This window comes from Legionella qingyii, from assembly GCF_003184185.1.
In genome coordinates this window covers 85,758-110,644 of record NZ_QHJG01000007.1, presented here as the reverse complement: position 1 = coordinate 110,644, position 24,887 = coordinate 85,758, and the positions used below count along the sequence as shown (strand labels likewise).

Sequence of the window (24,887 nt, the reverse complement as noted above, 5' to 3'; positions counted from 1 at the left end):
AAAACGGTTCTCTCGCACCTATGAGAGAAAGCTAATACTGGATATTTTGTAGTTTGAGCAAACGCGACGCTGTAGCTCAAGACCTATAATCAACGTGTCTTTGAGCTAAGGCTTTTGCCTCCGCCCAAACTACAAATAGGTGCAGAAATATTTTATGTGGGGCTAAATTATGTCGCAATTAATTGATAGACGACAAAATGCGGGAAAAAAAAGTACGGTTAATCGCCAACGCTTTCTTCGCCGCTATAAAAATCAGATCAAACGTGCTGTCTCTGATGCTGTAGGCAAGCGAAGTATTACCGAAATTGATCAAGGCGAACAAATCACCATTCCAGCCAAAGACATTTCTGAGCCAGTGTTTCACCGAGGCCAAGGTGGACACATAGAACGTGTATTACCAGGCAATGATAATTTTATAACCGGCGATAGAATAAGAAGGCCCAATGGCAGTTCTGGTAGTGGTGGTGATGGTTCTGAAGCCAGTGATAGTGGCGAAGGTGAAGATAATTTTGTTTTTGAATTATCTCGGGAAGAATTCCTGGATCTGTACTTTGAAGATCTGGAATTACCTGATTTAGTTAAAAAAGAGTTGGCGCGCATTAGCACCTTTAAAACAGTAAGGGCTGGAGTAACAACCAGCGGTATCCCGAACAATATTAATGTTCTTCGTTCGATGAAACAAGCAACTGGACGTCGAGTTGCTTTGGCGTCCCCTTATAAAAAACAATTAAAAGAAGCTGAAGAAGAACTCGAACAACTACATGCACAACCAGTTCCAGATACCGAAGCTTTGAAAAATCTGCAAAAGAGAGTTGAATATCTAAAGAAGAAAATACAAACCGTGCCATTTATTGATACCATTGATCTGCGCTATAACTTTCGCGTTCGAATCCCTTCACCATCAACTCAAGCAGTCATGTTTTGTATTATGGATGTATCCGGTTCAATGGACGAAGCGAAAAAAGACATTGCAAAACGCTTTTTTATCCTTCTTTATATGTTCCTTACCAAAAATTATGAAAAAATTGAATTAGTATTTATCCGGCACCATACTTCTGCCAAGGAAGTGAATGAAGAAGAATTCTTTTATTCTCGAGAAACCGGGGGTACTGTAGTTTCCAGCGCCTTGGAACTCCTGAGTGCCGTTATCGATGCGCGATATCCTCCCGAGGCATGGAATATTTATGTAGCCCAAGCATCAGATGGAGATAATTGGAATGCCGATTCACCCTATTGTCAGGAGCTATTGCAAGATAAAATTATGCCTTTGTTGCAATATTTTGCTTACATTGAAATCATGCCACGCCATCATCAAAGTCTATGGGAAGTCTATCAACTGGTAAAAGAGCGCTATCCTAATTTTGCTATGGAAAATATTGATACGGTAGCAGACATCTACCCGGTATTTCATGAGCTATTTAAAAGGAAAACTGCATGAAGAAGAAGCCATTATCCACGGGGGCAGAATGGACCTTTGAATTAATACAAGACTATGATCGTGAAATTGCACGCATAGCCAAAGACTTTAAGTTAGATACCTACCCCAATCAAATAGAAATTATTACTGCAGAACAAATGATGGATGCTTATGCTTCCGTAGGTATGCCTATAGGTTATCACCATTGGTCTTATGGCAAACATTTTGTCAGCGTTGAAAAAAGTTACAAACGGGGACAGATGGGGTTGGCTTATGAATTGGTCATTAATTCAAATCCTTGTATTTCCTATCTGATGGAAGAAAATACCATGGCTATGCAAGCTTTGGTAATTGCTCATGCCTGTTATGGTCATAACTCATTTTTTAAAAACAATTATTTATTTAAAATGTGGACTTCTGCTGATGCCATTATTGACTATTTAGTATTTGCAAAAAAATACATCAGTGAATGCGAACAACGTTATGGCATCAATGAAGTGGAAGCCATCCTGGATGCCTGCCATGCCCTGATGAACTATGGGGTAGATCGGTATAAACACCCTGCTCCTTTGTCCATCCAGGAAGAAAAAATTCGCCAACAAAATCGCGAAATCTATATGCAATCTCAAGTTAATGAATTATGGCGAACAATACCTCAGAGCCGACAAGTCACCGAACAAGCCAAGAAAAAACGCTTCCCCGAAGAACCCCAAGAAAATATTTTGTATTTCATCGAAAAAAATGCGCCCTTGTTAGAACCATGGCAGAGAGAAATCGTGCGTATTGTACGCAAGATGGCCCAATATTTTTATCCTCAAGGCCAAACCAAGGTCATGAATGAAGGATGGGCTTGCTTCTGGCACTATACCATTTTACATGCACTCTATGATGAAGGTTTGGTTACAGACGAATTTATGTTGGAAATCTTGCAAAGCCATACCAACGTCATTATGCAACCGTCTTATAACAGCCCTTATTATAGTGGCATTAATCCTTATACTTTGGGATATCATATGATGCAAGACATCAAGCGGATTTGTGAAAATCCTACCGAAGAGGATAAAGCATGGTTTCCTTATTTGGCAAATACCGATTGGTTAAGCAATTTGGATAATGCAATGCGCCATTTCAAAGACGAAAGTTTTATTGCCCAATATCTATCACCTAAATTGATTCGCGATTTAAAATTATTTCATATTGTGGATGATGATCGCAGTCCCGATCTTTACGTCAATGCAATTCATAATGAGTCAGGGTATCAGAGAATAAGAGAAGCCTTGTCACGACAATATAATTTAGGTTATCTGGAACCCGATATTCAAATTTACTCTGTTGACGTACAAGGTGATCGCTCCATGACCTTAAGGTATACCCAACAAAACAGAGTGCCTTTAGGAAAAACTACCGCGGACGTACTAAAACATCTCTATTCTTTATGGAAATTTCCTATTGTTTTGCAAGCAGTCAATCCCGAAAATGAGATCACCGAAGAGTATCATTGCCCACCGTTGCATAATACATCAACGTAACAAGGGCTCAGGAAAATTAAGTGTTCTTTTTTGGTGTTCTCGCAAAACTTGTACACAATGTCATCCGAAAGAATGGCGATGTGCATACAATGTTTAATTGGAAGATATAAATCAATAGTAGCTTACATCAAACGGGGGGAGCATGACTCTTCTCTAGCTTGGACGCCCTCACATTGCTCTTGTGAGCATTTAGGCAGTTTCTCAAATTCATTTTGAACATAATCAACATCGTTTATTAAACAATTCAGGCAATTGCGCGATGTTGATCCATGTGTACCAAGCTTAGAAAGTTTTAGAAGAACCTTTGCTGTTTCCAAATCGGGCGGATTTTTATTTAATTCCTTTGTAACCTGGTCTAATGCCTCATCTATAATTTTTTTATTTTCACTACCCATTCGAAGCTTAGAAAACCATTGTCCCCTTATATGGGCTGCATAGGCTTCTTTTATTCCTATAACTGCTTCTTTTAGGGTATTCAAGTCCCTTTGCACTTCACTGCTTCCCCCTATTTCTAAATTTTTTACCGACTCAGGAAGAACAGTTCTCATCGCCCTCAAAGGATGGGCTTCAAATCTACCTTTTTCGGTACAAAAAGAAAAGGTGTTTCCATAATATTGTTGAACCGGTGTTTGGCTGACTACGTCTTTGTCCAGTCTATAATTACAAAATTGACTCAAAATAGAAGGGTGTTTACTACTCAACCATCGTCCATGAGGTGAATCGATAGGTGCCGTATTAAACGTTCGAACATGTACGCTTCTTGATGTTATCAAGTTTGGATCTTCGGCATAAGCTATAGCTCCTACATGTTGAGCTAAGTGTCCTCCTAGAGAATGTCCTACTAATATTATTTCTCTACCGGGAAAATCTTTTTTTGTTTCTTTAAAAAAGAAAAAGCTTTTTTCTGTAATTTTCTTTCTACTGTTCCCGTTAAAAGTACATTGATATCAGAAAACACATCTCTAATAGAATCTGTCCCCCTAAAAGAAATGATAATAGGTGATTTATTATCGTTTGGTTCAAGACGAACGGCCGTTAATCCATTTGAATTTATTACATCAGCATTTGTTTTCTTAGTTATTCGATATCCTGACTTATCAATATCACATTCTAACTGCTCTGTAGTGACATAAGCATCACGCTTCTCATCTCGCAAATCATTGTCTTTTCCCACCACGCGATACGCAAGATGTGCAGCACTGAGTAATAATCCAATTGTACATTTTGGCTTAACAAAGGGCATAAGATCGTTCCGAATATATAACGCGAGATGGGTAAATAATTAACTGGCTGTATTTTCTATAGTCTATCACAATTTTATTATTAATTTATTAAAGAATGATATTTTGTCTTTTTTTTGATCGACTTTTTCAGCGCAAAGAGGCAAAACGATTAAAGACAAAAATAGTGATAAAATGATTCTTCGATTCATTATTTTTCAATAATCGCAGTAGATGCATATATTTTAATTGCATCTTCAGCAAAAGGATTTAAATTGAAAATGTCGCTAAACAATTTTGCTGCAATTTCATTACTATTAAGAAACCAATCACTAACATCATCTGAATAATATTGGATAATCTGAGGCTTAAAGACTGCATAAGCTGATTCAACATGCCCTCTTATTCCTATTCCTGCTTTTATAAAATATTCATTACCTTTCAGTGCTCGAGTAAGTAATTCAACAGACTCCTTAATACTGCTTGAAGCACTTGCTTCAACAGGAATTGAATCAGACGAATAAACTTTAACCGTCACTACTAATTGCTCTCCAAACTCATGAATTCGATTAACAAAAGAAGCTAATGCCTGAGCTTTATCTTCATTACACACCGTAATTTTAATTTCCATATCACGCCCTTCACCCGTTAAATTAGCGACATGAACACAAGGATCCGCATTTAACGCAGCGCTTAATCGGGTTTGTAATGTGTACCAAGGAGGAAGTAACATATTTCCAGCATTGGCTGTAGACGTCATACAGCTTAGGATCAAACAAAAAAATATGCCGAAAGAAAGCCCTACTTTACTTAGTACAGCGCGATACAACATGATTACCTCTATTTACAGTATGAAAAATAATGCCTCCATAAATTTTTATAGAGGCATTTAAAAATTACTCAGATGCCATTTCAATAGCAAAAGCCAACGCCAATTTAGAGAAATTAGTCATATGATCAAGACTTAATCTATCCATAGTATCTTGAGAACTATGAATGTACGGGTTGTGATCTTCAAAATTAGACTCACATGGGAATGCAGCTGGAATACCTACTTCATCCCATGAAGCATGGTCGCTACAACCATAGCCACACTCTGAATAAGCAACTGGAACCTGAACATAAGCGCTGATTAATTCTGCGACGAAATTACTTAAATTCTCATTGGTATAATCAGTAAAGACCCACATCGTTGGATCGTTGGCATCCACTCGATATCCAGTCATATCGAACTGAATGGCGGCTTTTACTGGAATTGAATTATCCATAAAATGCTCAACTACATATTGAGATCCTACTAAGCCTCGTTCTTCAGCTGCATACCAAATAATATAGATTGGGCGCTTAAACGTGGTTTTAGAGGACAACAAAATCCGAGCCATTTCCATAATCGATGCAGAACCACTGCCATCATCTCCAGCGCCTGGCATACGACCATCCAATGTATCCATATGCGCTCCAATTACGATACCTGGTGCATTGATGTCTTTACCAATAACCGTTACTAATGAGGGTTGCTTATAATAAGTGCCTGTTTTCACGAAAAATGTTGCTGTATCAGTGCGACCGCTTGCTTGAGCCATATCGTCAAAAGTCTTTTTTAGCCATCTTGCGGCATCGACGCCTGTATCTTTGGTGGCGGAGCGGTTATGGAATGAAGTAAGTTTTGTCAAAGTATTCCAAATATTTGCTGGAGTCACATCCTGCAATGCTGCATTGACTTCATCCTGGTGCTTAATCTCATAAACCGTGCTTTGTGATTGTACTGGTTTAATTGTTTTTTTCTGCAGAACTCTTTGCGCCGATTGTTTTTTTGCTTCCAGTAACGAACCGATAATATGGTGGCTTACATTCACAAAACGACCACAATTTGTCTCATCTGCCAAATGAGTCAGGGCATCTACATCGGCCGCAGCGATATCAATAATTTTAAATTGTTTATTTTCTGCTAAAACTTCATAAGGAGTAGCAATTTTTGCTGCAAGACATTGAGGTACTTGTAACTGCTCATGAACAGGGGCATTTGCTGCCAAAACATTAGCACTGGCCAACACTGAGCCCACTGCAATATAGGTCATCCATTGATTCAAACGCATTTCTACTCCTAAGTTAAATTAAATTTTAAATATATTTACATCGCGAAAATCACTTTACCTAAATTCGGCAGTTGAATCCACTGTTTAATTTAAGTTTTCTTCACTAAAAAAATAACCACATGTCTTTTTTTTAAACTTAACGCTATTGATAATCATTTTCATTTGGGATACAGTTGAACCCCAATCCATTAATTGAGCAAATAAATGGCAGTAACAAAAAAACGATTCAAAAAAATTCCTCATTACCTTGCTCTGGCATCCCTTACTGTAGGCGCTAGTTTAATTCTTGGTTTTTTAAGTTTTAGTGGGATGTATGCCTTATATCCCGCCTTATATTTAGCATTTGCTGCTTTTGGCCTCTCGGTAGCCTATGAAGGTGAAGTTTATTTACAAAATCTAAAAGGATCCTTCAAAAAATTATTTAAAAGTAATTATCTAGAGAATCATTTAGCTAAAGAGTATCTGCTTGAAAATTTCCCGGAAAATACAAACTCTGAAGAGTGTCCTCAGTTCTTCAAAGATTATGAAATCCAACTCAAACTGCTCAGTGAGTTCAATAACAAACCACTTGATAAAGAGAGCAGAAAACGCAAAAAACAAATAGAAAAAGCATTGTCGGATATGGAAAAATGGTTCGCTTTACAATTATTTGCGGCGAAGACAAAAGAATCGGAAAAACTATCACATTATACGCAACGCTTAAGAGATTGGCTTAAAAATCATGGTCAAAATCAATGGCAAGAGCGATTAGAACAACGCAAGTCCACTTTTAATTTTGTTAAAGGTTTTAGCCTGCTTGCGGCAACGTTTATGGGGCTTGGTAGCACCTATCTCATTGTTGAAGCCTTTAGCGTGATTCCGTTAATAGCCGCTATTCCCTTTGCTTTATGGCCAATTTTCGTTGTTCCTATGGCGGTAATTGCAGGGGCAGCTTATGGTATGTTGACGTATAATACGATTACCGATCTCATCAACAATGACACCATAAAAAAATGGTACACCAAACTAAGCAATGATTTGAGTCAGGGCTTAACTGCCCGTAACGTGCTTATAGCTTCCATAGCCATATTTTTAGTTAGTTTAGCTATTGCGCTTACAGTTTGTACTGCGGGTACCTGGTGGACTGTAGCAACCAGTGCCCGCCCTTTATTTGAATGGATGAAAAAAATTCCAAGTTTCGTTATGGGCCTTATTAATCCCATCATCACTGGCTTGTCCGCTATATTTTTTAATATACAAAACTCTTCCGAATCACTGGAAATGGTGTATGAGGCCACAGATAGTAATACTGGGAATATATTTCAACGCGCATACAAGACAATTTCCGAGGGGCTCACCCATGTATGGGATACTGAGAATTGGCTGCAGATGATTAACCCATTTCGCATTATATTAAAATTAACGGTTGCACCATTACGTATTTTACTTTTTTTGGGCCATTTAGTGAGTGTTGCGCTAACCTCAGATCGTATGCCTGGGATCCCTCAAATAATATCTGCATTAGTAGCAATTATTAGTGAAGGTTTTGAAGACGCCCACTATTTTATTGGTTCTAATAATCATAAACAGAAAACATTATTGGAAGAACGTCTGGGCTCTGAAGCAGGTCACGAACAAGGCACCGACATTCCGACTCAACTTCTTAAATTTATAGCCTCCCCTTTATATTTTCTTGCTGCCGGTTGGGATTACTTGGCAAGCAAAATGAACTCAGCTTCGCACGATGCAGTGCAAAAGTCTCAACCGAAGATGCTCAGTTTTTCTCAAGCATGGAATAAGCAATTAGGAATTCCAGAGGAGATTAATGTTTCATTGGCAAAAGATGCAAAACAGCCATCAAAAGAATGGAAAGTTGAGCATACTTTGTCGCTCATTGAAAAATATGAGCGAAAGCATTTGGACTCCGTCCGGGTTAACACTACAGTAGCAGATGATAAAAAAGACCAACTAGAACAATTAAAAAATAAAGTTCGTGCAACCCTTTCTGATAATTCTGCAATATATGCAGTGCTTACAGAAGAAAAAGATAATCCTATTTATAATCAACCTCGACTATTTGCTCTGCGGAAAGATGAAAAAACTACAACACAAGAATTCATTGAAGCACTACCTGAACGGGTTAATGCAATCTAATAATTAGTTGATTCATGAGGAACCATACTGCGCAAGCGCCCTCTCTACCATAGATAGGGTTGCTCACCAGATCTCATATTAGCTATTGGAACTATCACATTTCTATGCAAACATAGGCAACCCTGTAATCAAATTAGAATTTAACAACGAACAATACCATGTTACCAACACCATGTTTGGAGTGATATTTTGAAAAAAATTCGGTACCTTGCTTTTGCTTTCTTTTTTCTATTGGTTGGTATCTGTCATGCAGAACAACGGAATATTGCAATTACCATTGATGACTTACCTCTTATTAGTACGTCTGATGAAGCGTTTGAAAAAATCGTTAATAGCCTTGTAAAACATCAAGTTCCGGCAATAGGTTTTATCATTGGCAATCGAATTAACAATGAAACCATCAAGCAATTTCAGGTATTTAAACAAAATGGATTTGAATTAGGAAACCATAGTTATTCTCATCTGAGATTAAAACGTGTTTCTTATGAAGAATACATCAACGATCTGAGTAAGGCAGAAACAGTGCTTGCACCATTTATGTCACAGCCAAAATATTTTCGTTATCCCTATCTTTCCGAAGGAAGATTTTGGAAAAAAAGTATTGTTCGTGACTATTTACGTAAAAATAATTACATTATTGCCCCAGTGACCATTGATAGCAGAGATTTCGAGTTTAACTCGAAATTATTAACGTTCATGAAGCAAAATCCAAATGCATCATTAACTGATTTTAAACAACGCTATCTTGAATATGTTTGGCAGCGCACATTAACTGCCGAAAAAGATACCCCTGGAAAGCAAATTTTACTCATCCATGCTAATTTACTGAATGGTTATTTTTTAGATGATTTGCTACACATGTTTGAAGAACATGGCTATCACTTTATTTCACTTGCTGAGGCATTAAAAACTTAATAAAGAGATAAAACAGCGCGAAATCTGGAAATATATTAGCCCAGGTTCACTGGGCGTCAACTTGCGATTGTAGTCCTGTTGAAGGGAACCCTGTAGTATGGTCACCTTTTAAAGGCTAGAGTTTTTAATATTCAATGCCAACATTAATAATTCATTCTACTCTAAATTGATGTCATTTCCGCGCTGGCGAAAATCCATCTCGCAAACAAAGTCATGAACAAGCTTGATGGATAGATTCTCGCCTGCGCGGGAATGACACGATACATGAGCAATTTGCTCATTAATGACTCTTAAACCATTCAAAAAAGAGTAACGATACCTCAGAAAGCGAAATCTGATTTTTCCTAATAAAGATTTCCCGGGTTATGGCTTACGCCTTCATTCAGGATACGAAGCTTTAACAAATTAGGAAATTTAACACCCTCTAATTACTTTGCAGCAACAGTTCTTTGGCATGAGAACGAGTTTGTTCTGTAATTTTCAATCCTCCCAACATGCGTGCAATTTCATCGATTTTTTCAGTAGATTGCAGTAGGGAGATATGGGTAAACGTCTCTTTATTATCACTTCGCTTTTCAACCATGAAATGGTTATGCGCTGCAGCAGCAACCTGAGGTTGGTGTGTCACACAAAATACTTGCAACCGCTCACCTAATTTACGAAGCATTTGCCCCACAAGAGCAGCTGTCGCGCCACCAATACCTACATCCACCTCATCGAACAATAAGGTAGGCGTTGTACCTTGCTGAGCAGTAATCATTTGAATGGACAAGCTAATTCGCGAAAGCTCACCACCTGATGCCACTTTACTTAGAGAATCAAGCTCCATACCCGGATTGGTGCACACCTTATATTCCACTTTATCCATTCCATGGGGTTGCATTTTTTCTAAGGGAGATAGTTCTATCTCCACCCGTCCCTTAGGCATGCCAAGCTTTTGTATACTGGCTGTGATTTCTTTTGCCAGTTTTTTTGCCTGTGCTTGTCGTATCTCTCTTAATTTAAATGCGGCTGTTTCATAAGTTGCAACCAATTGGCAATGCTGAGCTTTTAATTGCGCTAGTCTGCTTTCGCTGTCTTGCAGATGGTCTAGTTCGTTTTGCAAGTTTCGTCCATGCTCATGGAGTTGGCTGCTATCAATATGATATTTACGCGCAAGCTGGTGTATGACACTCATACGTGTTTCAATTTCATGCAATCGTTCTGGATCCAAATAAACACGTTCGGCGAATTGTTGCATTTCATCAATTGCTTCTTCGCATTGAATCAGTGCCCCATTGATCAACTCCGCAGTATTTTTGATCTGAGCTTGCTCCTGCGGTAATTGACTCAATAAGTGCAAAATCTGGTTTAAACTGGTACAAATATTGGGCTCATCTTCAGAATTTAATAATCCATGGATCTGCTGACTTTTTTGCAAATAATCTTTTGCATGATGCAACATTTGATGTTCTTGATATAAAGTTTCAATTTCATTTTCATGCAGATTCAACGCAGATAACTCATCAATTTGAAACTGCAATAATGCAATTTTATCTGCCTGTTGCTCCTGGCTTTGCAATGTTTCTATCTCTTGATGAATTTTATGACATTGTTTGTAGAGTTGCGCAACCTCTTCAAGTAACGCCTGGTTTTTGCCATATTGATCCAATTGTTGACGATGCGTTGCATGCTGCATCAGTGTTTGATGTTGATGCTGTCCGTGAATATGGACCAGTTTTTCGCTGAGTTCTTTTACTTTTTGTAACGGGAATGGTTGGCCATTAATATAGGATTTGGAGCGACCTTCGGCATAAATCACCCGTCGCAAATAAATTTCACCGTCATCGCAAGCAATATCATGTTCTGCAAGCCATTGCGCAGGCTCCGATCCTTGTCCCACAAAAAATCCAGCAGTGATATCACATTTTTCCTGGCCAGGCCGGATAACTGAAGCATCTGCCCGATCACCTAAAGCCAACATTAAAGCATCGATCATGATTGACTTGCCTGCCCCCGTTTCACCAGTAAAAGCAGTCATCCCTTGAGTAAAATCCAACTCTAGGTGTTGTACAATCGCAAACTGTTCAATGCACAAAGTGGTGAGCATGTTCTATCCTATCCCTGATGTTTAGATTCCCAACCAAGTTTTGATCGTAATGTATCATAATAATGATAATCAAGAGGATGCAACAGCCGTAATTGATGGCCATTTTTTTGAATAGCAACTTTTTGTCCGGGTTTGACCATTCTTGATTCATGTCCATCACAACTCACTCGCAAATCAGCTTCATTAAACTTACTGATATGCAGTTCAATTTTAGCTTCACCGTCGATCACCAATGGACGTGAGCTCAAGCTATGAGAAAACATAGGTACAAGAACAATCGCATTCAATTGTGGATGCATGATTGGCCCCCCTGCGGATAAAGCATAGGCAGTAGAGCCGGTGGGTGTCGATAAAATCATACCGTCAGAGCGATAATGACTCACCAGTTGCTTATTGACATGCACGGAAAACTCAATGAGATGTGTTTCTTTTCCGCGCCCCAATACTACATCATTAAGCGCATCTCCCTCAAAATAAATATGATTTTCATCATAAATTCGAGTATGTAAAAGAAAGCGCTTTTCTTCTTCATAATCACCTCTAAGAACAGCACCCAGTTGCTTTTCCAGTTCATGAGGCAAAATATCGGTAAGGAACCCCAGCCGCCCGCGGTTAATTCCAATTACCGGTGTATCCACTTTAATCGCCATCCGGGCAGCTGAAAGCAAACTTCCATCACCACCAACAACGATGATCAAATCATTTTTTTTACCCATATCGTCTCTGGCCAATATGGGAATGTTCGCATCAAAGCCTGAAGCTGTATCAATATCTTGATAAACTTGCACTTCTTGCTGTTCCAGAAAGTCAATCAAACGGTATAAACTTTCGTTTACCCCTTGATTGGCTCGGTGCTGGCGTGCATACAAGACAATTCGTTTAAATTTAACTTTATTCTTCAATGCTTGCTGTTCTTGATGCTTTTTTTCGTTCATGTTCTTTCAATGATTTTTTTCTTATTCGAATCGAATCAGGAGTTACTTCAACTAATTCATCATCATCAATAAATTCTAATGCCTGCTCCAACGTTAACTTGACAGCAGGAGTTAATATAATGTTTTCGTCTGTACCCGAAGCGCGCATATTAGTTAATTGCTTTTCTTTAGTCACATTCACAACTAAATCATTATCGCGAGCATGAATCCCAACGATCATCCCTTCATAACACACGGTTTGCGGCTCAACAAATAATCTACCTCGGTCTTGCAAGTTAAATAAAGCAAAACCGCGAGCCATTCCTTGACAATTGGCAATCAGCACCCCGTTAGCTCGCTTTCCTATGCGTCCTTTAATTGCCGGACCATAATGATCATAGACATGATACATTAAACCGGTACCTGAGGTAGATGACAAGAATTCATTGTGAAATCCAATCAGGCCGCGGGTAGGAATCATATAGTCAAGACGCACTCTTCCTTTGCCATCTGGAACCATATTTTGTAATTCACCACGACGCTCACCCAATTTTTCCATAATGGAACCTTGATGATTTTCTTCCACATCGACAGTCAGATGTTCATAAGGTTCTTGTTGCTCACCATCTACTTCACGAATAATCACTTCAGGTTTACTAATCGCTAATTCATAACCTTCACGACGCATCGTCTCAATAAGAATGGATAAGTGTAATTCACCACGACCAGACACGCGAAACTTGTCAGGATCGTCGCAGTCGTCAACCCGTAAAGCCACGTTATGTAATAATTCTGTTTCTAAACGTTCACGAATTCTTCTCGAGGTCACGAATTTTCCTTCCTGGCCTGCAAAAGGTGAATCATTCACCTGGAAGGTCATGCTAATTGTTGGCTCATCAACCGAAAGAACTGGCAAACCTTCAACCATATTGGGATCACAAATCGTATCGGAAATTTTAATGCCATCAATACCGGTAATCGCGATAATATTACCTGCACCGGCCTCTTCAACTTCAACGCGATCCAGTCCTTTAAAGCCTAATAATTGCAATAATCTGCCTGAACGAATATTGCCATCTTTATCAATAATCTTCACTGCGGATTTTGCTTTAATTTGTCCACGAGTGATACGGCCGATACCAATAGTCCCTACATAAGATGAATAATCTAAAGAACTGATTTGCATTTGGAAAGGGCCTTCCGCATCCACTTTAGGTGCTTCAACTTTATCGATAATGGTCTGTAATAAAGCGCTCATATCGGTCGCTTCATCTTCCAAATTTAACTTGGCATAACCGTTTAATGCAGATGCATAAACAACAGGGAAATCCAATTGCGCATCGGTTGCGCCCAAGTTATCAAAAAGATCGAATACTTGATCCATAACCCAATGAGGCCGTGCCCCAGGGCGATCGATTTTATTAATCACCACAATAGGATTTAATCCGCGAGCAAACGCTTTTTGCGTCACAAAACGTGTTTGTGGCATAGGCCCGTCAACTGCGTCCACCAGCAACAATACACTATCAACCATCGATAAAATACGCTCGACTTCCCCACCAAAATCAGCATGTCCTGGGGTATCAACAATATTAATTTGATGATTTTTCCAATACACACAAGTATTTTTGGCAAGAATGGTAATTCCTCGCTCTTTTTCTAAAGCATTGGAATCCATCACGCGCTCAACTTTGGGCGCTCTCTCATTTAATGTACCGGTTTGTTGCAGTAATTTATCTACTAACGTGGTTTTACCGTGGTCAACGTGGGCGATAATGGCAATATTGCGAATCTGATCAATCATAAATAACCTTTGAAGGAAAAAGCAGAGTATTTGTTCATAGATTTGACATTATACATCATTAAGCAGCTAAAACCTATCTGCTTCTCATATTTTATAGCATTACCCACTATGTTTTAGACAGGGTGCAAGTGAACGAGGCGAAGGAGTGTACCTAATTGTACATGACTGAAACCGAGTGAACTTGTAACGCCGTATTAAACTTAGTGGGTATTACTATGGTATAGCAAATTGAATTTGCTGTCTGGTGATTTGAAACATGGTGTACAAAGTACTGCTCAATAACTCGTTTTCTAGCCTACCAATTATTTTTTAACTGCTAAAATAAAAGAGAGGGGTAAAAAAATAGGGAGTAATTATGAAACAACTAATTTTACATCCCACTGACATTAGCCAATGGCATGCATTGGTTAATGAAGCTCAAGCTGCGACACAGCTTATGCTCACTGAAAATACTGAAAGTTATCTGGTATTTTTATTAATGCGTTTTTCTCAGGGACCTAAACTCATCGAATCCATTATCGCACTCGATTTTCTTGAGTCCATACATAGGCCGAAAACCCTGCAAATGGAATTACTACGCGATATAGGAGATAAAAGCTTACTCTGTTGCGGACTATTTCCGGGAATGGCAAAAAAGCGACACGTCAGTCTTGAGTATTTTTCTGAAATGGGACAAGCCGCTTATTTGACTATTGGTGAGTTAGAAGGAAAACATACGGCGGATCTATACACACAACTCAGCGAGCAATTTCTTAGATTGCAACAAGTATTACAAGCCATGCGTGGAGAGTGCGTACAGCTCATTCAATCGGATAAAGGAATCGTATCTTCTATAAAATTTATTTTACAATAAATAACGTTCTATAGCCTGGGTGAAGCGTAGCAGTATCTGGGGATGCAGAGGAACATTTTCTCAGTTATTGCTTTGCCTTCCCCCCAGATTATGCCATCTCATCCTTTATGAAATAACATCGTTACATCAATTGGATCAAACGTATACTTCGTATTGCAAAAATCACATCGAATCGCAACTTCCCCTTCTTCCTGTAACAATGCTTTTGCATCATCCTCGCCTAAAACAGTTAACACTTGTTTCATTTTCTCCAAACTGCAGCGACATTTGAATTGAGTTTTACGGCTATCAAATAACCTCAGTTCTGTTTCATGATAAAGGCGATAAAGCAATGTTTCATTATCTAAAGTAAGTAATTCATGTTCACTCACCGTTTGGCCTAAATGCACCGCATACTCCCAAAATTGCTCTCTTTGTACTGTATCTTGGCCAGGCATTAACTGCAGTAGCATTCCAGCCGCGGCATTATCATTCACGGCTAACCAAACTTGCGTGGATACCTGCTCGGATTGAGCAAAATAACTCATTAAATTTTCACTCATGGATGTCGACTGAATGGGAACCATACTTTGATATGAGTTTGTTTGATTATATTGGTTAATAGTAATTACCATCTGTCCTTCAAGAAAAGCTGCGGCATATTCTTCAGTTTCCAAATGTTCAATAAACTGGGCAAAAGCTCTCACATTAAACTCATGGTCACACTGAACCAATAATAAAGGTAGCCGATTATCCCCCTGAAATTGCAAATTTAAACTGCCCTGAAATTTAATACTGGATGCTAAAAGAAGACAAGAAACGATCGCTTCTCCCAACAAATTTTTAACCATTGGCGGATAATTCCGTTGGTTCATAATAGTTTGGTACGTATTTTCAATATGAACAATTTCACCACGAATATTGGCATGTTCAAAAATAAAACGCTGAAGGGTGTCGGATTCTTTCATAATGGACTCATATAAAATTACGGCAAACAGGACCTGCTTTACACCTCACCAGATTGAATCCCCTCTTTATTTTTGAGCATCGAAGCGAAGCATGCATACACAGTATGTGAGTATGGGAGCACAAAAAGTCGAGGGATGAGTCAAACTAGTAGATTGCAAGACCCTAAAGAAAATCTCGTGATTGTGCAAAGTATATCATAATTTTTTTGTAATTTTCCTGGAGAAAAAATGATTTTGAACTATGCTTTTAAAATCTCCCTCAGGAAAAATTAAAGGACTAATCATGATAGATAAAAACATTCTTACACCTTTATTCAAAACAATTGACAAAGTCGTTTTTGGTATCAAAGAACCAAATGAACCAGAAACTAAACCTGAATTTATTGAAATTGATACTGAAGAAGAATTTGATGTCGAACGTTCTATTAATTAGTAGTTGATTCACAATGCCTAAGCGGGCAATAATTGCGCTTTTTTGAGCGAGTCCCTTTAAGATGTTGAATAGCCAACAAATGGCAGCGGTACGTTATATAGACGGACCATTATTAGTTCTTGCTGGAGCTGGAAGCGGTAAAACACGAGTAATAACGCAAAAAATAGGCTATTTGATTAACACGTGCGGCTATGCCGCCAATACAGTATGTGCCGTAACATTTACGAACAAAACAGCCAACGAAATGCGTGCTCGGGTTGCCGCCGTTCTGCCGGCAGCTAATCGTCGAGGTTTAAAAATAGCAACATTCCATACTTTGGGATTAAGCATTCTCAAGCGTGATTATGCTTTATGCGAGCTGAAAAAAGGGTTTTCAATTTTTGACAGTGAAGATTGTTTACAAATTTTACGCAATTTCTTACCTGCAAATAAAGCAACTGAACGAGAATTTATTTTCCAAATCCAGCAGCACATTTCACGCTGGAAAAATGATCTTCTTACGCCAGAGCAAGTAATTAAAAACAGCTCAAATATGCCTTTTTATGAAGAAGCCGCACTATTATACCCACGTTATCAGCAAGCACTTAAGGCATACAATGCCGTTGACTTTGACGACTTAATTCGTATTCCTGTCAGCCTTTTAAATGAACATTCTTCCGTATTGGACTATTGGCAAAACAAAATTCGCCATTTATTGGTGGATGAATACCAAGACTCAAATACAAGCCAATATCTTTTGGTAAAAAAATTAACTGGAATTCAGGCTCGCTTCACGGTGGTAGGAGATGATGATCAGTCTATTTACGCCTGGCGAGGCGCTAAACCGGAAAATTTGAAGCAATTGCAGCAAGATTACCCTCAACTAAAAATAATAAAATTAGAGCAAAATTATCGCTCAACCAATATTATTCTAAATACGGCCAATCACCTTATCGCCAATAATCCGCATCTGTTTGAAAAAAAATTATGGAGTGAATTTGGTCATGGAGAACTCTTGCGAGTGATTCGTTGTAAAGATGAAAATGATGAAGCAGAACAGGTGGTGGCTGATTTAATAAGCCACAAACTACGCACCAGAACCCAATATGGTGACTATGCGATTTTATATCGCGGCAATCATCAGTCACGTGTATTTGAAAAAGTACTCCGTCATTATGGTATTCCTTATACTATTAGCGGAGGACAATCATGGTTCGCTAAAGCAGAAGTTAAAGATGTGTTTGCCTATTTAAAACTACTATGTAATGAGGCTGATGATGCTGCTTTTTTAAGGGTAATAAACACCCCCAAGCGTGGCATAGGCGAAGCCAGTCTTGACTCCCTAGGACACTATGCGCAAAGCCGCGGGATTAGTCTTTACGCTTCCGCAGACCATCTCGCGCTTAGTGAACATGTTGCAGAAAAACCTCGTGCGGCATTACTTGCTTTTAAATCATGGATAGAACAAACAAAAAAACGCTTAACCGTAGGCTCGATTGTAGAGCATTTAAAACAGATGGTTGAGGACAGCGGTTATGAAGCCCATATTTATGAACAATGCGATACTCCCGCAAAAGCACAAAAAAAGATGGACAATGTTTGGGAGTTATTAGAGTGGGTCGGGCGTTTATTAGCCAAAAAGCCCGAACAAACATTAGCAGAAGTTATTAATAAATTAATTTTGATCGATATTCTTGAGCAAGCAGATGAGCAGGATAACGAGTCCTTACAACTGATGACCTTACACGCATCCAAGGGCCTGGAGTTTCCTTATGTTTATCTGGTCGGCATGGAAGAAGAATTATTGCCACATCGAGTGAGTATTGATGAAGACCAAATTGAAGAAGAAAGACGCTTGGCGTATGTTGGGATTACTCGCGCCCAAAAAGGATTATGCTTTACCTTGGCCAAACAAAGACGACGTGGAGGTGAATTACAAGATTGTTTACCAAGCAGATTCCTGGATGAATTGCCGCCAGAACATTTGGAATGGTTTGGTAAAAACGTAGAACGTTCTGAGGAACAATCAAAAAACCTGGCTAAATCTCATTTAGCAGGATTAAAAAATTTGTTGGCTGAATCATAAATTAAACTCAAGTCTGGGTTTCGCGGCATCCGCCCAGGCTACATTAGAAGTACAACTATATGCATGATTGATGCCTGTTGCTATACTGAACTTATGAAGAAAAATATCATCTTGTTCATTATTTCTTTCGCCATGTTTATGGAAGCGGTTGATACCACCATTATTAATACCGCAATTCCAGTGATGGCACAGAGTTTAAATGTCAATCCCATTGACTTGAAATTAGCACTAATCAGTTATCTTTTGAGTTTAGCGATCTTTATCCCGATTAGCGGTTGGATTGCCGATAAATTTGGGATGAAAACTGTTTTTATCGTGGCCATCTCTGTATTCACCTTAAGTTCAATTTGGTGCGGGTTTACTAACAATTTAGGGCAATTAATTTGTGCGCGCATCATTCAGGGCTTGGGGGGGGCGCTAACTATACCTATTGGCAGGCTCATTATTTTACGAACTTGTGAACGACATGAATTAATCACCAAGATGAGTATCGTGGTGATGGTTGCCTCTTTGGGAATGATGCTTGGACCATTGCTAGGTGGAATTATTACCTATCGCTTTTCTTGGCGTTGGATCTTTTGGGTCAATATTCCTTTCGGAGTACTTGCTGTAATTTTATCAAGCAAATTATTACCTTCTATGCCCCCTCGCCCAGTTCCTCCGCTTGATAAACTGGGTTTTATTTTTTTCGGCAGTGGGTTAGCTACCTTAACTTTTGGTTTGTCCATGGTTAGTGAGTCAACTGCTTCAACCATAGAAATCCTTAGTACCTTCATGGTTGCCTTGCTTTTATTGGGTGGATATACCAAACACTCCCATAAAAGAAAACACCCTATTGTTAAAGTGGAGCTCTTGCGTACACGTACATTTTGTATTTCAGTTGTAGGGAATATATTAGCACGCCTAGGATTTGGCGGCGTCCCCTTTTTATTACCCTTGCTGTTACAAATTGGATTGGGCTATTCGCCTCGTCTATCAGGGTTGTTGCTCGCTCCAATTGCTTTAGGAGTTTTTTTAGTCAAACCTTTATCCTTCTCTATATTACGGTGGTTTGGTTATAAAAATTTATTAATTATAAATACAATCCTCGTAAGTATCTCTCTCTGGTCCTTTTTTTCCATCAATCAACATTCTTCCGTATACAGTATCGCATTTTTAACTTTTATGTATGGATTTCTCATTGCGCTACAGTACACAGGCATGAATTCTTTGGCCTATGCCAACATTACAGAAAACAATATGAGTGCCGCAACCAGTATTATGAGTACCATTCAACAATTGGCTCAAAGTTTTGGTGTTGCCGTATCAGCAATCTTACTTAGCATTTTCACTACCATGTATTCTGGGGGCCATGCGCTATCGGTTCAAATATTTCATGATACATTTCTAATGCTAGGGATTCTTACTTTTTTTTCAGGAATTATTTTTACTTTTCTAAAAAAAGAAGATGGTCTTGAGCTAATTCAGCTCCCTGAACATTGATCGCCTCTAATTTTTTAAAATACTTAAGTCACTTTGCTGCGTTATAGAAGTCCTTCACCCTCAGCTAAGACTTCCGGAATTAAGATACGATGATTTCATTTCTTACTACCCAATAAATAAGTAAATGCTTTCCAGTTCTAGAGGTGAAATTCCACTGACAAACATCAAAAGGCTAAAAGATTGTAAAGTATTAGAGTTTTTAATCAAAATACTCTATGATATGGAAGCGTTATTTTATGTTTTTGCATTAAATGTAAAAAAATTTAAAAATATTTAATAAAAAAACAGCACAATTAATAAAATAATGCTACAATGTCCTGGTAACAATTTAGGAAATTAACATGTCAGAAAAAATTCGTGGTACAGTAAAGTGGTTTAATGAGTCCAAAGGTTTCGGTTTTTTAGAAAGTGGCGGTAAAGATTATTTTGTGCATTTCAGTGCAATTCTAGGTACAGGGTTCAAAACTCTTGCTGAGGGTGCAACAGTAACGTTCAAACCAAGCAACGGACAAAAAGGTCCTCAAGCTGAAGAAGTTGAAGTAGTCTAATTCATTTCCTGAAACTTCCTATTCACTTAAATATGAGAGTATTTTAGAGGATAGGGAGTTTTTTATTTGTAAAATTAACATTCATAATGTCAAACTCATCCTCAATAATCAATCATCATCTACTTCGATTTTAAGCTATCAATCCAATTGCATAACCTCGATTTGCGCTGTCTCGATTTATCAATACTTAATTTTATTCATGTTGAATTAAATCATTGCAATTTACGTTTAACCAATATCGCGCACACCTCGACTTTTATAGAGCATCATCTTGCCAACAACAACGTAGATTACACTTAAAACGATCATTTACTGTTGCGATGGCTGTATGGACATTTTAATCAAAATCATGCCATCGACGTGGCTGGCATTATTAAAAACATAAACAATAATAAAATTGGAAACCCGAATCAGTGCTTAAGTGAATGAAAAATCTAACGAGGCTCACATAATCAGGACTTACGGAAAAACCCAAGGTCGAGGCAAAATTATGTTCATTAAAGAATGCAATAAGCCAGCCCTGAAGTTTTCCTGTTTAAAAAGAACTTAGGGTTGTTTTGGATAACCCATCCAGTATAACCTATATAGAGTCTTATAATACAAGGAACCGTATAAATGAGTAAAAAAATCGCAGTTATTGTAGGAAGCTTACGCAAAGAGTCCTACAATAGAAAAATGGCAAAAGTGCTTATTTCTCTAGCGCCTAAATCTCTAGACCTACACATTGTTGAAATTGGTGATTTGCCATTATACAACCAGGATCTTGATGACGACAATAGACCTCCTGCGGCTTGGGTTCAATTTCGTGAACAAATGAAAACATATCAGGGCGTGCTCTTTGTTACACCTGAATACAACCGTTCAGTTCCTGGGGTACTTAAAAATGCAGTTGATGTGGGCTCTCGCCCTTATGGCAAAAGTATTTGGAGCAAGCTTCCTGGCGCTGTGATAAGTGTTTCTCCTGGTGCTATTGGAGGATTTGGAGCAAACCATCATTTAAGACAATCATTTGTCTTTTTAGATATTCCAACGCTGCAACAACCCGAAACATACATAGGAATGGCAGGAGATTTGTTTGATGCGCAAGGAAATATTACAAAAGAAGACACTCAAAAATTCTTGCAAAAATTTATGGAAGCTTACGCCAATTGGGTTGAACTAAACCCCAAAGGGTAATCACAATAAAATACATTGTGCCTGGATACGGCATGAATTTTTTTGGCAGAGCGTTATCCCTGCCAACGTGTTACTATTCCTACATCAATATTAAAAAGGTCAAGTATTCGACCTACGCTGTGATTGATAATATCATCAATCGTTTCCGGATTGGTATAGAATGCAGGCGTTGCAGGACATATGATCGCCCCCTGTTGGGTCAGTGAAACCATATTTTGTAAATGCCCCAAATGCAAGGGAGATTCACGAGGCATGAGTACCAATCTCCTACGCTCTTTTAAGGTCACATCCGCTGCCCGACCTATAAGATTATCACCCGTTCCATGCGCAATTTCTGCCAAAGTTTTCATTGAACAGGGAGCAATGATCATTCCCATTGTCTGAAAAGAACCACTGGCTATACTTGCACCGACATCATTCCAGGAATGATAAACATCGGCCAGTGCTTTTACTTCGGCCAATGACAAGTTAGTTTCATATTTGCGTGTCAATTGAGCCGATTTACTAACTATTAAATGAGTTTCAATGGATGTAGTACGTAATAGCTCTAAAAGACGTATTCCATAAATCATGCCTGAGGCACCAGTAATTCCAACAATTATTCGCGGTGTGCTCATGAGTAGTTCCTCGTGATTGAATCCAATTAGGTTCTCAGACATAAAAATAGTATAATTATTTCACATAATAGATTACTTCACAAAGTAAAATAAGTGGAAAATACAGGCATAAAGAGGTACATTGCAGAGGCTCCCATTCTTTTTGGTGTATTTACTACAGATAACGAAGCAGGCATATAATCCATGACGAATAATTATGAACAGTTTGAGCAACGCAAACAAGATCACATCAAATTAGCCTTAATGCCTGAAAATCAAACCGCAGAACTCAGTACGTTCGAAAGCATCAATCTAATTCATGATGCTCTGCCTGATTTAAATTTTGATGAAATCAGTATTAAAAGCTCCCGATTTGGCCAAGTAGTAGAAAAACCCTTCCTCATTAGCTCTATGACTGCAGGTCATCGTCGAGCAAAGCACATCAATCATAATCTTATTGAAGCATGTGCATTGAATGGATGGGCAATGGGAGTTGGCTCACAAAGACGAGAGCTCACGGATCCCAAAGCAGCTTTTGAATGGCAAGATTTACGTCGTGACTTCCCTCAAGTCAACTTATACAGCAATCTAGGAATAGCACAATTAATCACAACATCGCTAAGTGAAATACAACGCTTAACCGATGCTTTGCAGGCTAATGGTTTAATTATTCACTGCAATCCCTTACAAGAGTGCATGCAACCTGAAGGAACAACAACCTATAAGGGAGGTTGGCAAGCCTTAGCTGATTTAGTTAAAAAGCTGCCTTTACCGATTATCGTTAAAGAAACTGGTTGTGGATTTTCTCGAGCAACGATGTCACGTTTAAATGATATTGGCATTGCCGCAATTGATGTAGGTGGTTTGGGAGGCACTCACTGGGGACGAATTGAAGGACATAGAGCAATCAATGACCCTATTCGCCAACAGGCAGCGATTACATTTCGCAACTGGGGAATTGATACGGTAACCGCTGTCAAACAAGCTGCAGCACTAAAACCCTCTTTCGAAATTTGGGGTTCAGGAGGCGTTACTAATGGCTTAAACGCCGCCAAGCTTTTTGCACTTGGAGCAACAACTGTTGGTTATGCAAGACCCCTGCTCGAAGCCGCATTGGAATCGTCTGAACATGTTAGCCTATGCATGCAGACAATTGAGTATGAATTAAAAGTGGCTATGTTTTGTACCGGAAGTCAGAACTTAAGTGATTTGCCCCAAAAATTGGGGTAATTCAAAGTGATTTATATTCTGATTACAATCCATATGCGATTAAACACATGGTCTTTATCAATATTCTTGAGCAATGCTTCATTGTCAGCTAGATAAGATAAAACATAACTCCAAACAAAAATCTTTTATTAGTTAAGCCTTGTAAGAAATAGTTCAAAATTTTATGATCTATTGACCCTTCTAAGTATAGGACTACTGGAGAGATTATTGTGCTGAAACGTATTTTCGATATTATCTTATCAGGTACATTATTAATAATGTTGATGCCTGTATTGATTATTGTTGCATTATTAATACGTTATTATTTAGGCTCACCGATCTTTTTTTATCAAAATCGCCCAGGATTACATGGCAAAACCTTCCGTCTGATTAAATTTAGAACAATGAAGGATTCATTTAATAAACACGGGGATTTATTACCTGATAAAGATCGCATCACTCGCCTGGGCCATGTTTTAAGAGCGTGTAGTTTGGATGAGTTACCCCAGTTATGGAATGTTTTTAAAGGTGAAATGAGCTTCGTAGGCCCTAGACCTCTATTAATCGAATACCTCTCCCTTTATAATAGCGAGCAAAAAAGACGGCATGATGTCAAACCTGGCATTACTGGTTTAGCTCAAGTTAATGGCCGAAACGCCCTAAATTGGGAAGGAAAGTTTGCATTAGACTTATGGTATGTGGATCATCAGTCTTTTTATTTGGATATTAAAATCTTAATGTTAACCATTAAAAAAGTGTTGATTCGAGAAGGAATTACAGGTCAAGGAAGTGTCACTAACGAAAAATTTACAGGTAATAATCCATGAAGTCTCTTGCTGTTATTGGTGCAGGTGGGCATGCAAAAGTTGTTGCTGATGCAGCACTCTGTTCTGGTTGGCAAAATATTGTTCTTTTTGATGACCGATGGCCAAATATTAACCAAGTTGGGGCGTGGAAGGTTAGTGGAACGACGCAATCCTTTCTGGAACAAGCATCTGAATTTGATGGCCTCGTTGTTGCAATTGGCAATAATTCTATTCGCATGGAAAAAATGACGTACTTTTTAAATGAAAAAATTCCATTAGCAACAATTATTCATCCCTCAGCAATAATAAGTCCTTCAGCTAAAATAGCCGAAGGCTCTGTTGTTTTTGCCAGAGCCGTATTAAATCCTGATTGCACAATTGGTGCAGGTACGATTATTAACACGGGTGCAATTATTGAGCATGACTGTACTATTGGGCACGCGGTACATATTTCTCCAGGAGTCAGTTTAGCAGGAAATGTAAGTGTAGGTAATTTAAGTTGGGTTGGTATTGGCTCTTGTGTACGTCAATGTATTAAAATTGGTGCCGAAGTGATGGTAGGAGCAGGTTCGGTTGTTGTTAATGACTTACCAGACTATTGTACCGCTTTTGGCGTACCCGCAAAAATTTATAAAAAAAATTCAAAGGATTAAAT

Annotated in this window: 22 protein-coding genes; 13 read left to right on the top strand and 9 right to left on the bottom strand. The window is 38.6% G+C overall.

Annotated elements, in window-relative coordinates; all coding sequences use genetic code 11:
* Window positions 1-169: 169 nt before the first annotated feature.
* Together DGG96_RS05785 and DGG96_RS05780 are read left to right on the top strand one after the other, a co-directional pair.
* A complete protein-coding gene (locus DGG96_RS05785; RefSeq protein WP_110142009.1) occupies window positions 170-1,438 on the top strand; it encodes a YeaH/YhbH family protein in 1,269 nt (422 codons plus the stop codon).
* On the top strand, window positions 1,435-2,946 hold the full coding sequence (locus DGG96_RS05780) for a SpoVR family protein (RefSeq protein ID WP_110142008.1): 1,512 nt from the start codon (window positions 1,435-1,437) through the stop codon (window positions 2,944-2,946). Before DGG96_RS05785 ends, DGG96_RS05780 begins: the two co-directional genes overlap by 4 nt.
* A 122-nt stretch (window positions 2,947-3,068) precedes the next feature.
* On the opposite strand, the gene DGG96_RS05775 is transcribed toward DGG96_RS05780, so the two are convergent.
* From DGG96_RS05775 to lapA, 4 genes are all read right to left on the bottom strand, one after another.
* Entirely contained in the window at window positions 3,069-3,794 is a 726-nt protein-coding gene (locus DGG96_RS05775) for a hypothetical protein (protein WP_233590522.1), read from the bottom strand.
* Window positions 3,794-4,189 carry an alpha/beta hydrolase family protein gene (locus DGG96_RS05770; protein WP_110142006.1) on the bottom strand — a complete coding sequence of 132 codons (396 nt, stop codon included), beginning with the start codon at window positions 4,187-4,189 and terminating at the stop codon, window positions 3,794-3,796. The genes DGG96_RS05775 and DGG96_RS05770 overlap by 1 nt, the downstream gene beginning before the upstream one ends.
* 188 nt (window positions 4,190-4,377) lie before the next feature.
* Window positions 4,378-4,998, bottom strand: a complete 621-nt coding sequence (locus DGG96_RS05765) for a group-specific protein (protein WP_110142005.1) — start codon at window positions 4,996-4,998, stop codon at window positions 4,378-4,380.
* Between the two features lie 64 nt (window positions 4,999-5,062).
* Entirely contained in the window at window positions 5,063-6,262 is a 1,200-nt protein-coding gene (gene lapA, locus DGG96_RS05760; RefSeq protein WP_110142004.1) for an aminopeptidase LapA, read from the bottom strand.
* 204 nt (window positions 6,263-6,466) lie between these two features.
* Here lapA and DGG96_RS05755 point away from each other — a divergent pair, with 204 nt between their 5' ends.
* Both DGG96_RS05755 and DGG96_RS05750 read left to right on the top strand, forming a co-directional pair.
* Complete coding sequence (locus DGG96_RS05755; protein WP_110142003.1) at window positions 6,467-8,395, top strand: hypothetical protein; 1,929 nt, start codon at window positions 6,467-6,469, stop codon at window positions 8,393-8,395.
* 189 nt (window positions 8,396-8,584) lie between these two features.
* Window positions 8,585-9,310, top strand: coding sequence for a polysaccharide deacetylase family protein (locus DGG96_RS05750; RefSeq protein ID WP_110142002.1), 726 nt, complete (start codon window positions 8,585-8,587; stop codon window positions 9,308-9,310).
* Window positions 9,311-9,734: 424 nt separating this feature from the next.
* Here DGG96_RS05750 and recN read toward each other — a convergent pair whose 3' ends face one another.
* From recN to typA, 3 genes are read right to left on the bottom strand one after another with little or no spacing between them, the layout of a single operon-like run.
* Window positions 9,735-11,399 carry a DNA repair protein RecN gene (gene recN / locus DGG96_RS05745; RefSeq protein WP_110142001.1) on the bottom strand — a complete coding sequence of 555 codons (1,665 nt, stop codon included), beginning with the start codon at window positions 11,397-11,399 and terminating at the stop codon, window positions 9,735-9,737.
* 8 nt (window positions 11,400-11,407) lie between these two features.
* Window positions 11,408-12,334 (bottom strand): NAD(+) kinase, encoded by a 927-nt coding sequence (locus tag DGG96_RS05740; protein WP_110142000.1) that lies wholly within the window; start codon window positions 12,332-12,334, stop codon window positions 11,408-11,410.
* Window positions 12,291-14,117, bottom strand: a complete 1,827-nt coding sequence (typA, locus tag DGG96_RS05735; protein WP_110141999.1) for a translational GTPase TypA — start codon at window positions 14,115-14,117, stop codon at window positions 12,291-12,293. Before typA ends, DGG96_RS05740 begins: the two co-directional genes overlap by 44 nt.
* Window positions 14,118-14,472: 355 nt before the next feature.
* Here typA and DGG96_RS05730 point away from each other — a divergent pair, with 355 nt between their 5' ends.
* The gene (locus tag DGG96_RS05730) at window positions 14,473-14,970 is read left to right on the top strand and encodes a hypothetical protein (RefSeq protein WP_110141998.1); all 498 of its coding nucleotides are present in this window, start codon (window positions 14,473-14,475) and stop codon (window positions 14,968-14,970) included.
* A 98-nt stretch (window positions 14,971-15,068) separates the two neighbouring features.
* On the opposite strand, the gene hslO is transcribed toward DGG96_RS05730, so the two are convergent.
* A complete protein-coding gene (gene hslO, locus DGG96_RS05725) occupies window positions 15,069-15,917 on the bottom strand; it encodes an Hsp33 family molecular chaperone HslO (RefSeq protein ID WP_110141997.1) in 849 nt (282 codons plus the stop codon).
* 241 nt (window positions 15,918-16,158) lie between these two features.
* Here hslO and DGG96_RS20760 point away from each other — a divergent pair, with 241 nt between their 5' ends.
* The 5 genes from DGG96_RS20760 (at window position 16,159) to DGG96_RS05700 (ending at window position 21,621) form a co-directional block, all read left to right on the top strand.
* A complete protein-coding gene (locus tag DGG96_RS20760; RefSeq protein WP_110141996.1) occupies window positions 16,159-16,350 on the top strand; it encodes a hypothetical protein in 192 nt (63 codons plus the stop codon).
* A gap of 61 nt (window positions 16,351-16,411) precedes the next feature.
* Entirely contained in the window at window positions 16,412-18,415 is a 2,004-nt protein-coding gene (locus DGG96_RS05715; RefSeq protein ID WP_110141995.1) for a UvrD-helicase domain-containing protein, read from the top strand.
* Between the two features lie 93 nt (window positions 18,416-18,508).
* A complete protein-coding gene (locus DGG96_RS05710; protein WP_110142059.1) occupies window positions 18,509-19,897 on the top strand; it encodes a DHA2 family efflux MFS transporter permease subunit in 1,389 nt (462 codons plus the stop codon).
* A 341-nt stretch (window positions 19,898-20,238) separates the two neighbouring features.
* The gene (locus DGG96_RS05705; protein ID WP_058467466.1) at window positions 20,239-20,445 is read left to right on the top strand and encodes a cold-shock protein; all 207 of its coding nucleotides are present in this window, start codon (window positions 20,239-20,241) and stop codon (window positions 20,443-20,445) included.
* 615 nt (window positions 20,446-21,060) lie between these two features.
* A complete protein-coding gene (locus DGG96_RS05700) occupies window positions 21,061-21,621 on the top strand; it encodes an NADPH-dependent FMN reductase (RefSeq protein WP_110141994.1) in 561 nt (186 codons plus the stop codon).
* Window positions 21,622-21,674: 53 nt separating this feature from the next.
* On the opposite strand, the gene DGG96_RS05695 is transcribed toward DGG96_RS05700, so the two are convergent.
* Complete coding sequence (locus DGG96_RS05695; protein ID WP_110141993.1) at window positions 21,675-22,238, bottom strand: UbiX family flavin prenyltransferase; 564 nt, start codon at window positions 22,236-22,238, stop codon at window positions 21,675-21,677.
* Window positions 22,239-22,421: 183 nt separating this feature from the next.
* Between DGG96_RS05695 and fni the strand changes: the two genes are divergently transcribed.
* The 3 genes from fni to DGG96_RS05680 all read left to right on the top strand — a co-directional run bounded on the left by fni (window position 22,422) and on the right by DGG96_RS05680 (window position 24,885).
* Window positions 22,422-23,447 carry a type 2 isopentenyl-diphosphate Delta-isomerase gene (fni, locus tag DGG96_RS05690; RefSeq protein WP_110141992.1) on the top strand — a complete coding sequence of 342 codons (1,026 nt, stop codon included), beginning with the start codon at window positions 22,422-22,424 and terminating at the stop codon, window positions 23,445-23,447.
* Window positions 23,448-23,656: 209 nt separating this feature from the next.
* Window positions 23,657-24,253, top strand: a complete 597-nt coding sequence (locus DGG96_RS05685; protein ID WP_276309314.1) for a sugar transferase — start codon at window positions 23,657-23,659, stop codon at window positions 24,251-24,253.
* On the top strand, window positions 24,250-24,885 hold the full coding sequence (locus DGG96_RS05680; protein WP_110141991.1) for an acetyltransferase: 636 nt from the start codon (window positions 24,250-24,252) through the stop codon (window positions 24,883-24,885). The genes DGG96_RS05685 and DGG96_RS05680 overlap by 4 nt, the downstream gene beginning before the upstream one ends.
* Window positions 24,886-24,887: the final 2 nt, after the last annotated feature.

Excerpts from the sequence above, each read along its gene's own strand:
- DGG96_RS05785 (WP_110142009.1), top strand. The coding sequence starts at position 170 with ATGTCGCAATTAATTGATAGACGACAAAATGCGGGAAAAAAAAGTACG.
- DGG96_RS05780 (WP_110142008.1), top strand. The coding sequence starts at position 1,435 with ATGAAGAAGAAGCCATTATCCACGGGGGCAGAATGGACCTTTGAATTA.
- DGG96_RS20760 (WP_110141996.1), top strand. The coding sequence starts at position 16,159 with ATGCTTTTAAAATCTCCCTCAGGAAAAATTAAAGGACTAATCATGATA.
- DGG96_RS05680 (WP_110141991.1), top strand. The coding sequence starts at position 24,250 with ATGAAGTCTCTTGCTGTTATTGGTGCAGGTGGGCATGCAAAAGTTGTT.
- hslO (WP_110141997.1), bottom strand. The coding sequence starts at position 15,917 with ATGAAAGAATCCGACACCCTTCAGCGTTTTATTTTTGAACATGCCAAT.
- DGG96_RS05695 (WP_110141993.1), bottom strand. The coding sequence starts at position 22,238 with ATGAGCACACCGCGAATAATTGTTGGAATTACTGGTGCCTCAGGCATG.
- DGG96_RS05765 (WP_110142005.1), bottom strand. The coding sequence starts at position 4,998 with ATGTTGTATCGCGCTGTACTAAGTAAAGTAGGGCTTTCTTTCGGCATA.
- DGG96_RS05715 (WP_110141995.1), top strand. The coding sequence starts at position 16,412 with ATGTTGAATAGCCAACAAATGGCAGCGGTACGTTATATAGACGGACCA.
- fni (WP_110141992.1), top strand. The coding sequence starts at position 22,422 with ATGACGAATAATTATGAACAGTTTGAGCAACGCAAACAAGATCACATC.
- recN (WP_110142001.1), bottom strand. The coding sequence starts at position 11,399 with ATGCTCACCACTTTGTGCATTGAACAGTTTGCGATTGTACAACACCTA.
- DGG96_RS05705 (WP_058467466.1), top strand. The coding sequence starts at position 20,239 with ATGTCAGAAAAAATTCGTGGTACAGTAAAGTGGTTTAATGAGTCCAAA.
- lapA (WP_110142004.1), bottom strand. The coding sequence starts at position 6,262 with ATGCGTTTGAATCAATGGATGACCTATATTGCAGTGGGCTCAGTGTTG.
- DGG96_RS05770 (WP_110142006.1), bottom strand. The coding sequence starts at position 4,189 with ATGCCCTTTGTTAAGCCAAAATGTACAATTGGATTATTACTCAGTGCT.
- DGG96_RS05730 (WP_110141998.1), top strand. The coding sequence starts at position 14,473 with ATGAAACAACTAATTTTACATCCCACTGACATTAGCCAATGGCATGCA.
- typA (WP_110141999.1), bottom strand. The coding sequence starts at position 14,117 with ATGATTGATCAGATTCGCAATATTGCCATTATCGCCCACGTTGACCAC.
- DGG96_RS05710 (WP_110142059.1), top strand. The coding sequence starts at position 18,509 with ATGAAGAAAAATATCATCTTGTTCATTATTTCTTTCGCCATGTTTATG.
- DGG96_RS05700 (WP_110141994.1), top strand. The coding sequence starts at position 21,061 with ATGAGTAAAAAAATCGCAGTTATTGTAGGAAGCTTACGCAAAGAGTCC.
- DGG96_RS05755 (WP_110142003.1), top strand. The coding sequence starts at position 6,467 with ATGGCAGTAACAAAAAAACGATTCAAAAAAATTCCTCATTACCTTGCT.
- DGG96_RS05740 (WP_110142000.1), bottom strand. The coding sequence starts at position 12,334 with ATGAACGAAAAAAAGCATCAAGAACAGCAAGCATTGAAGAATAAAGTT.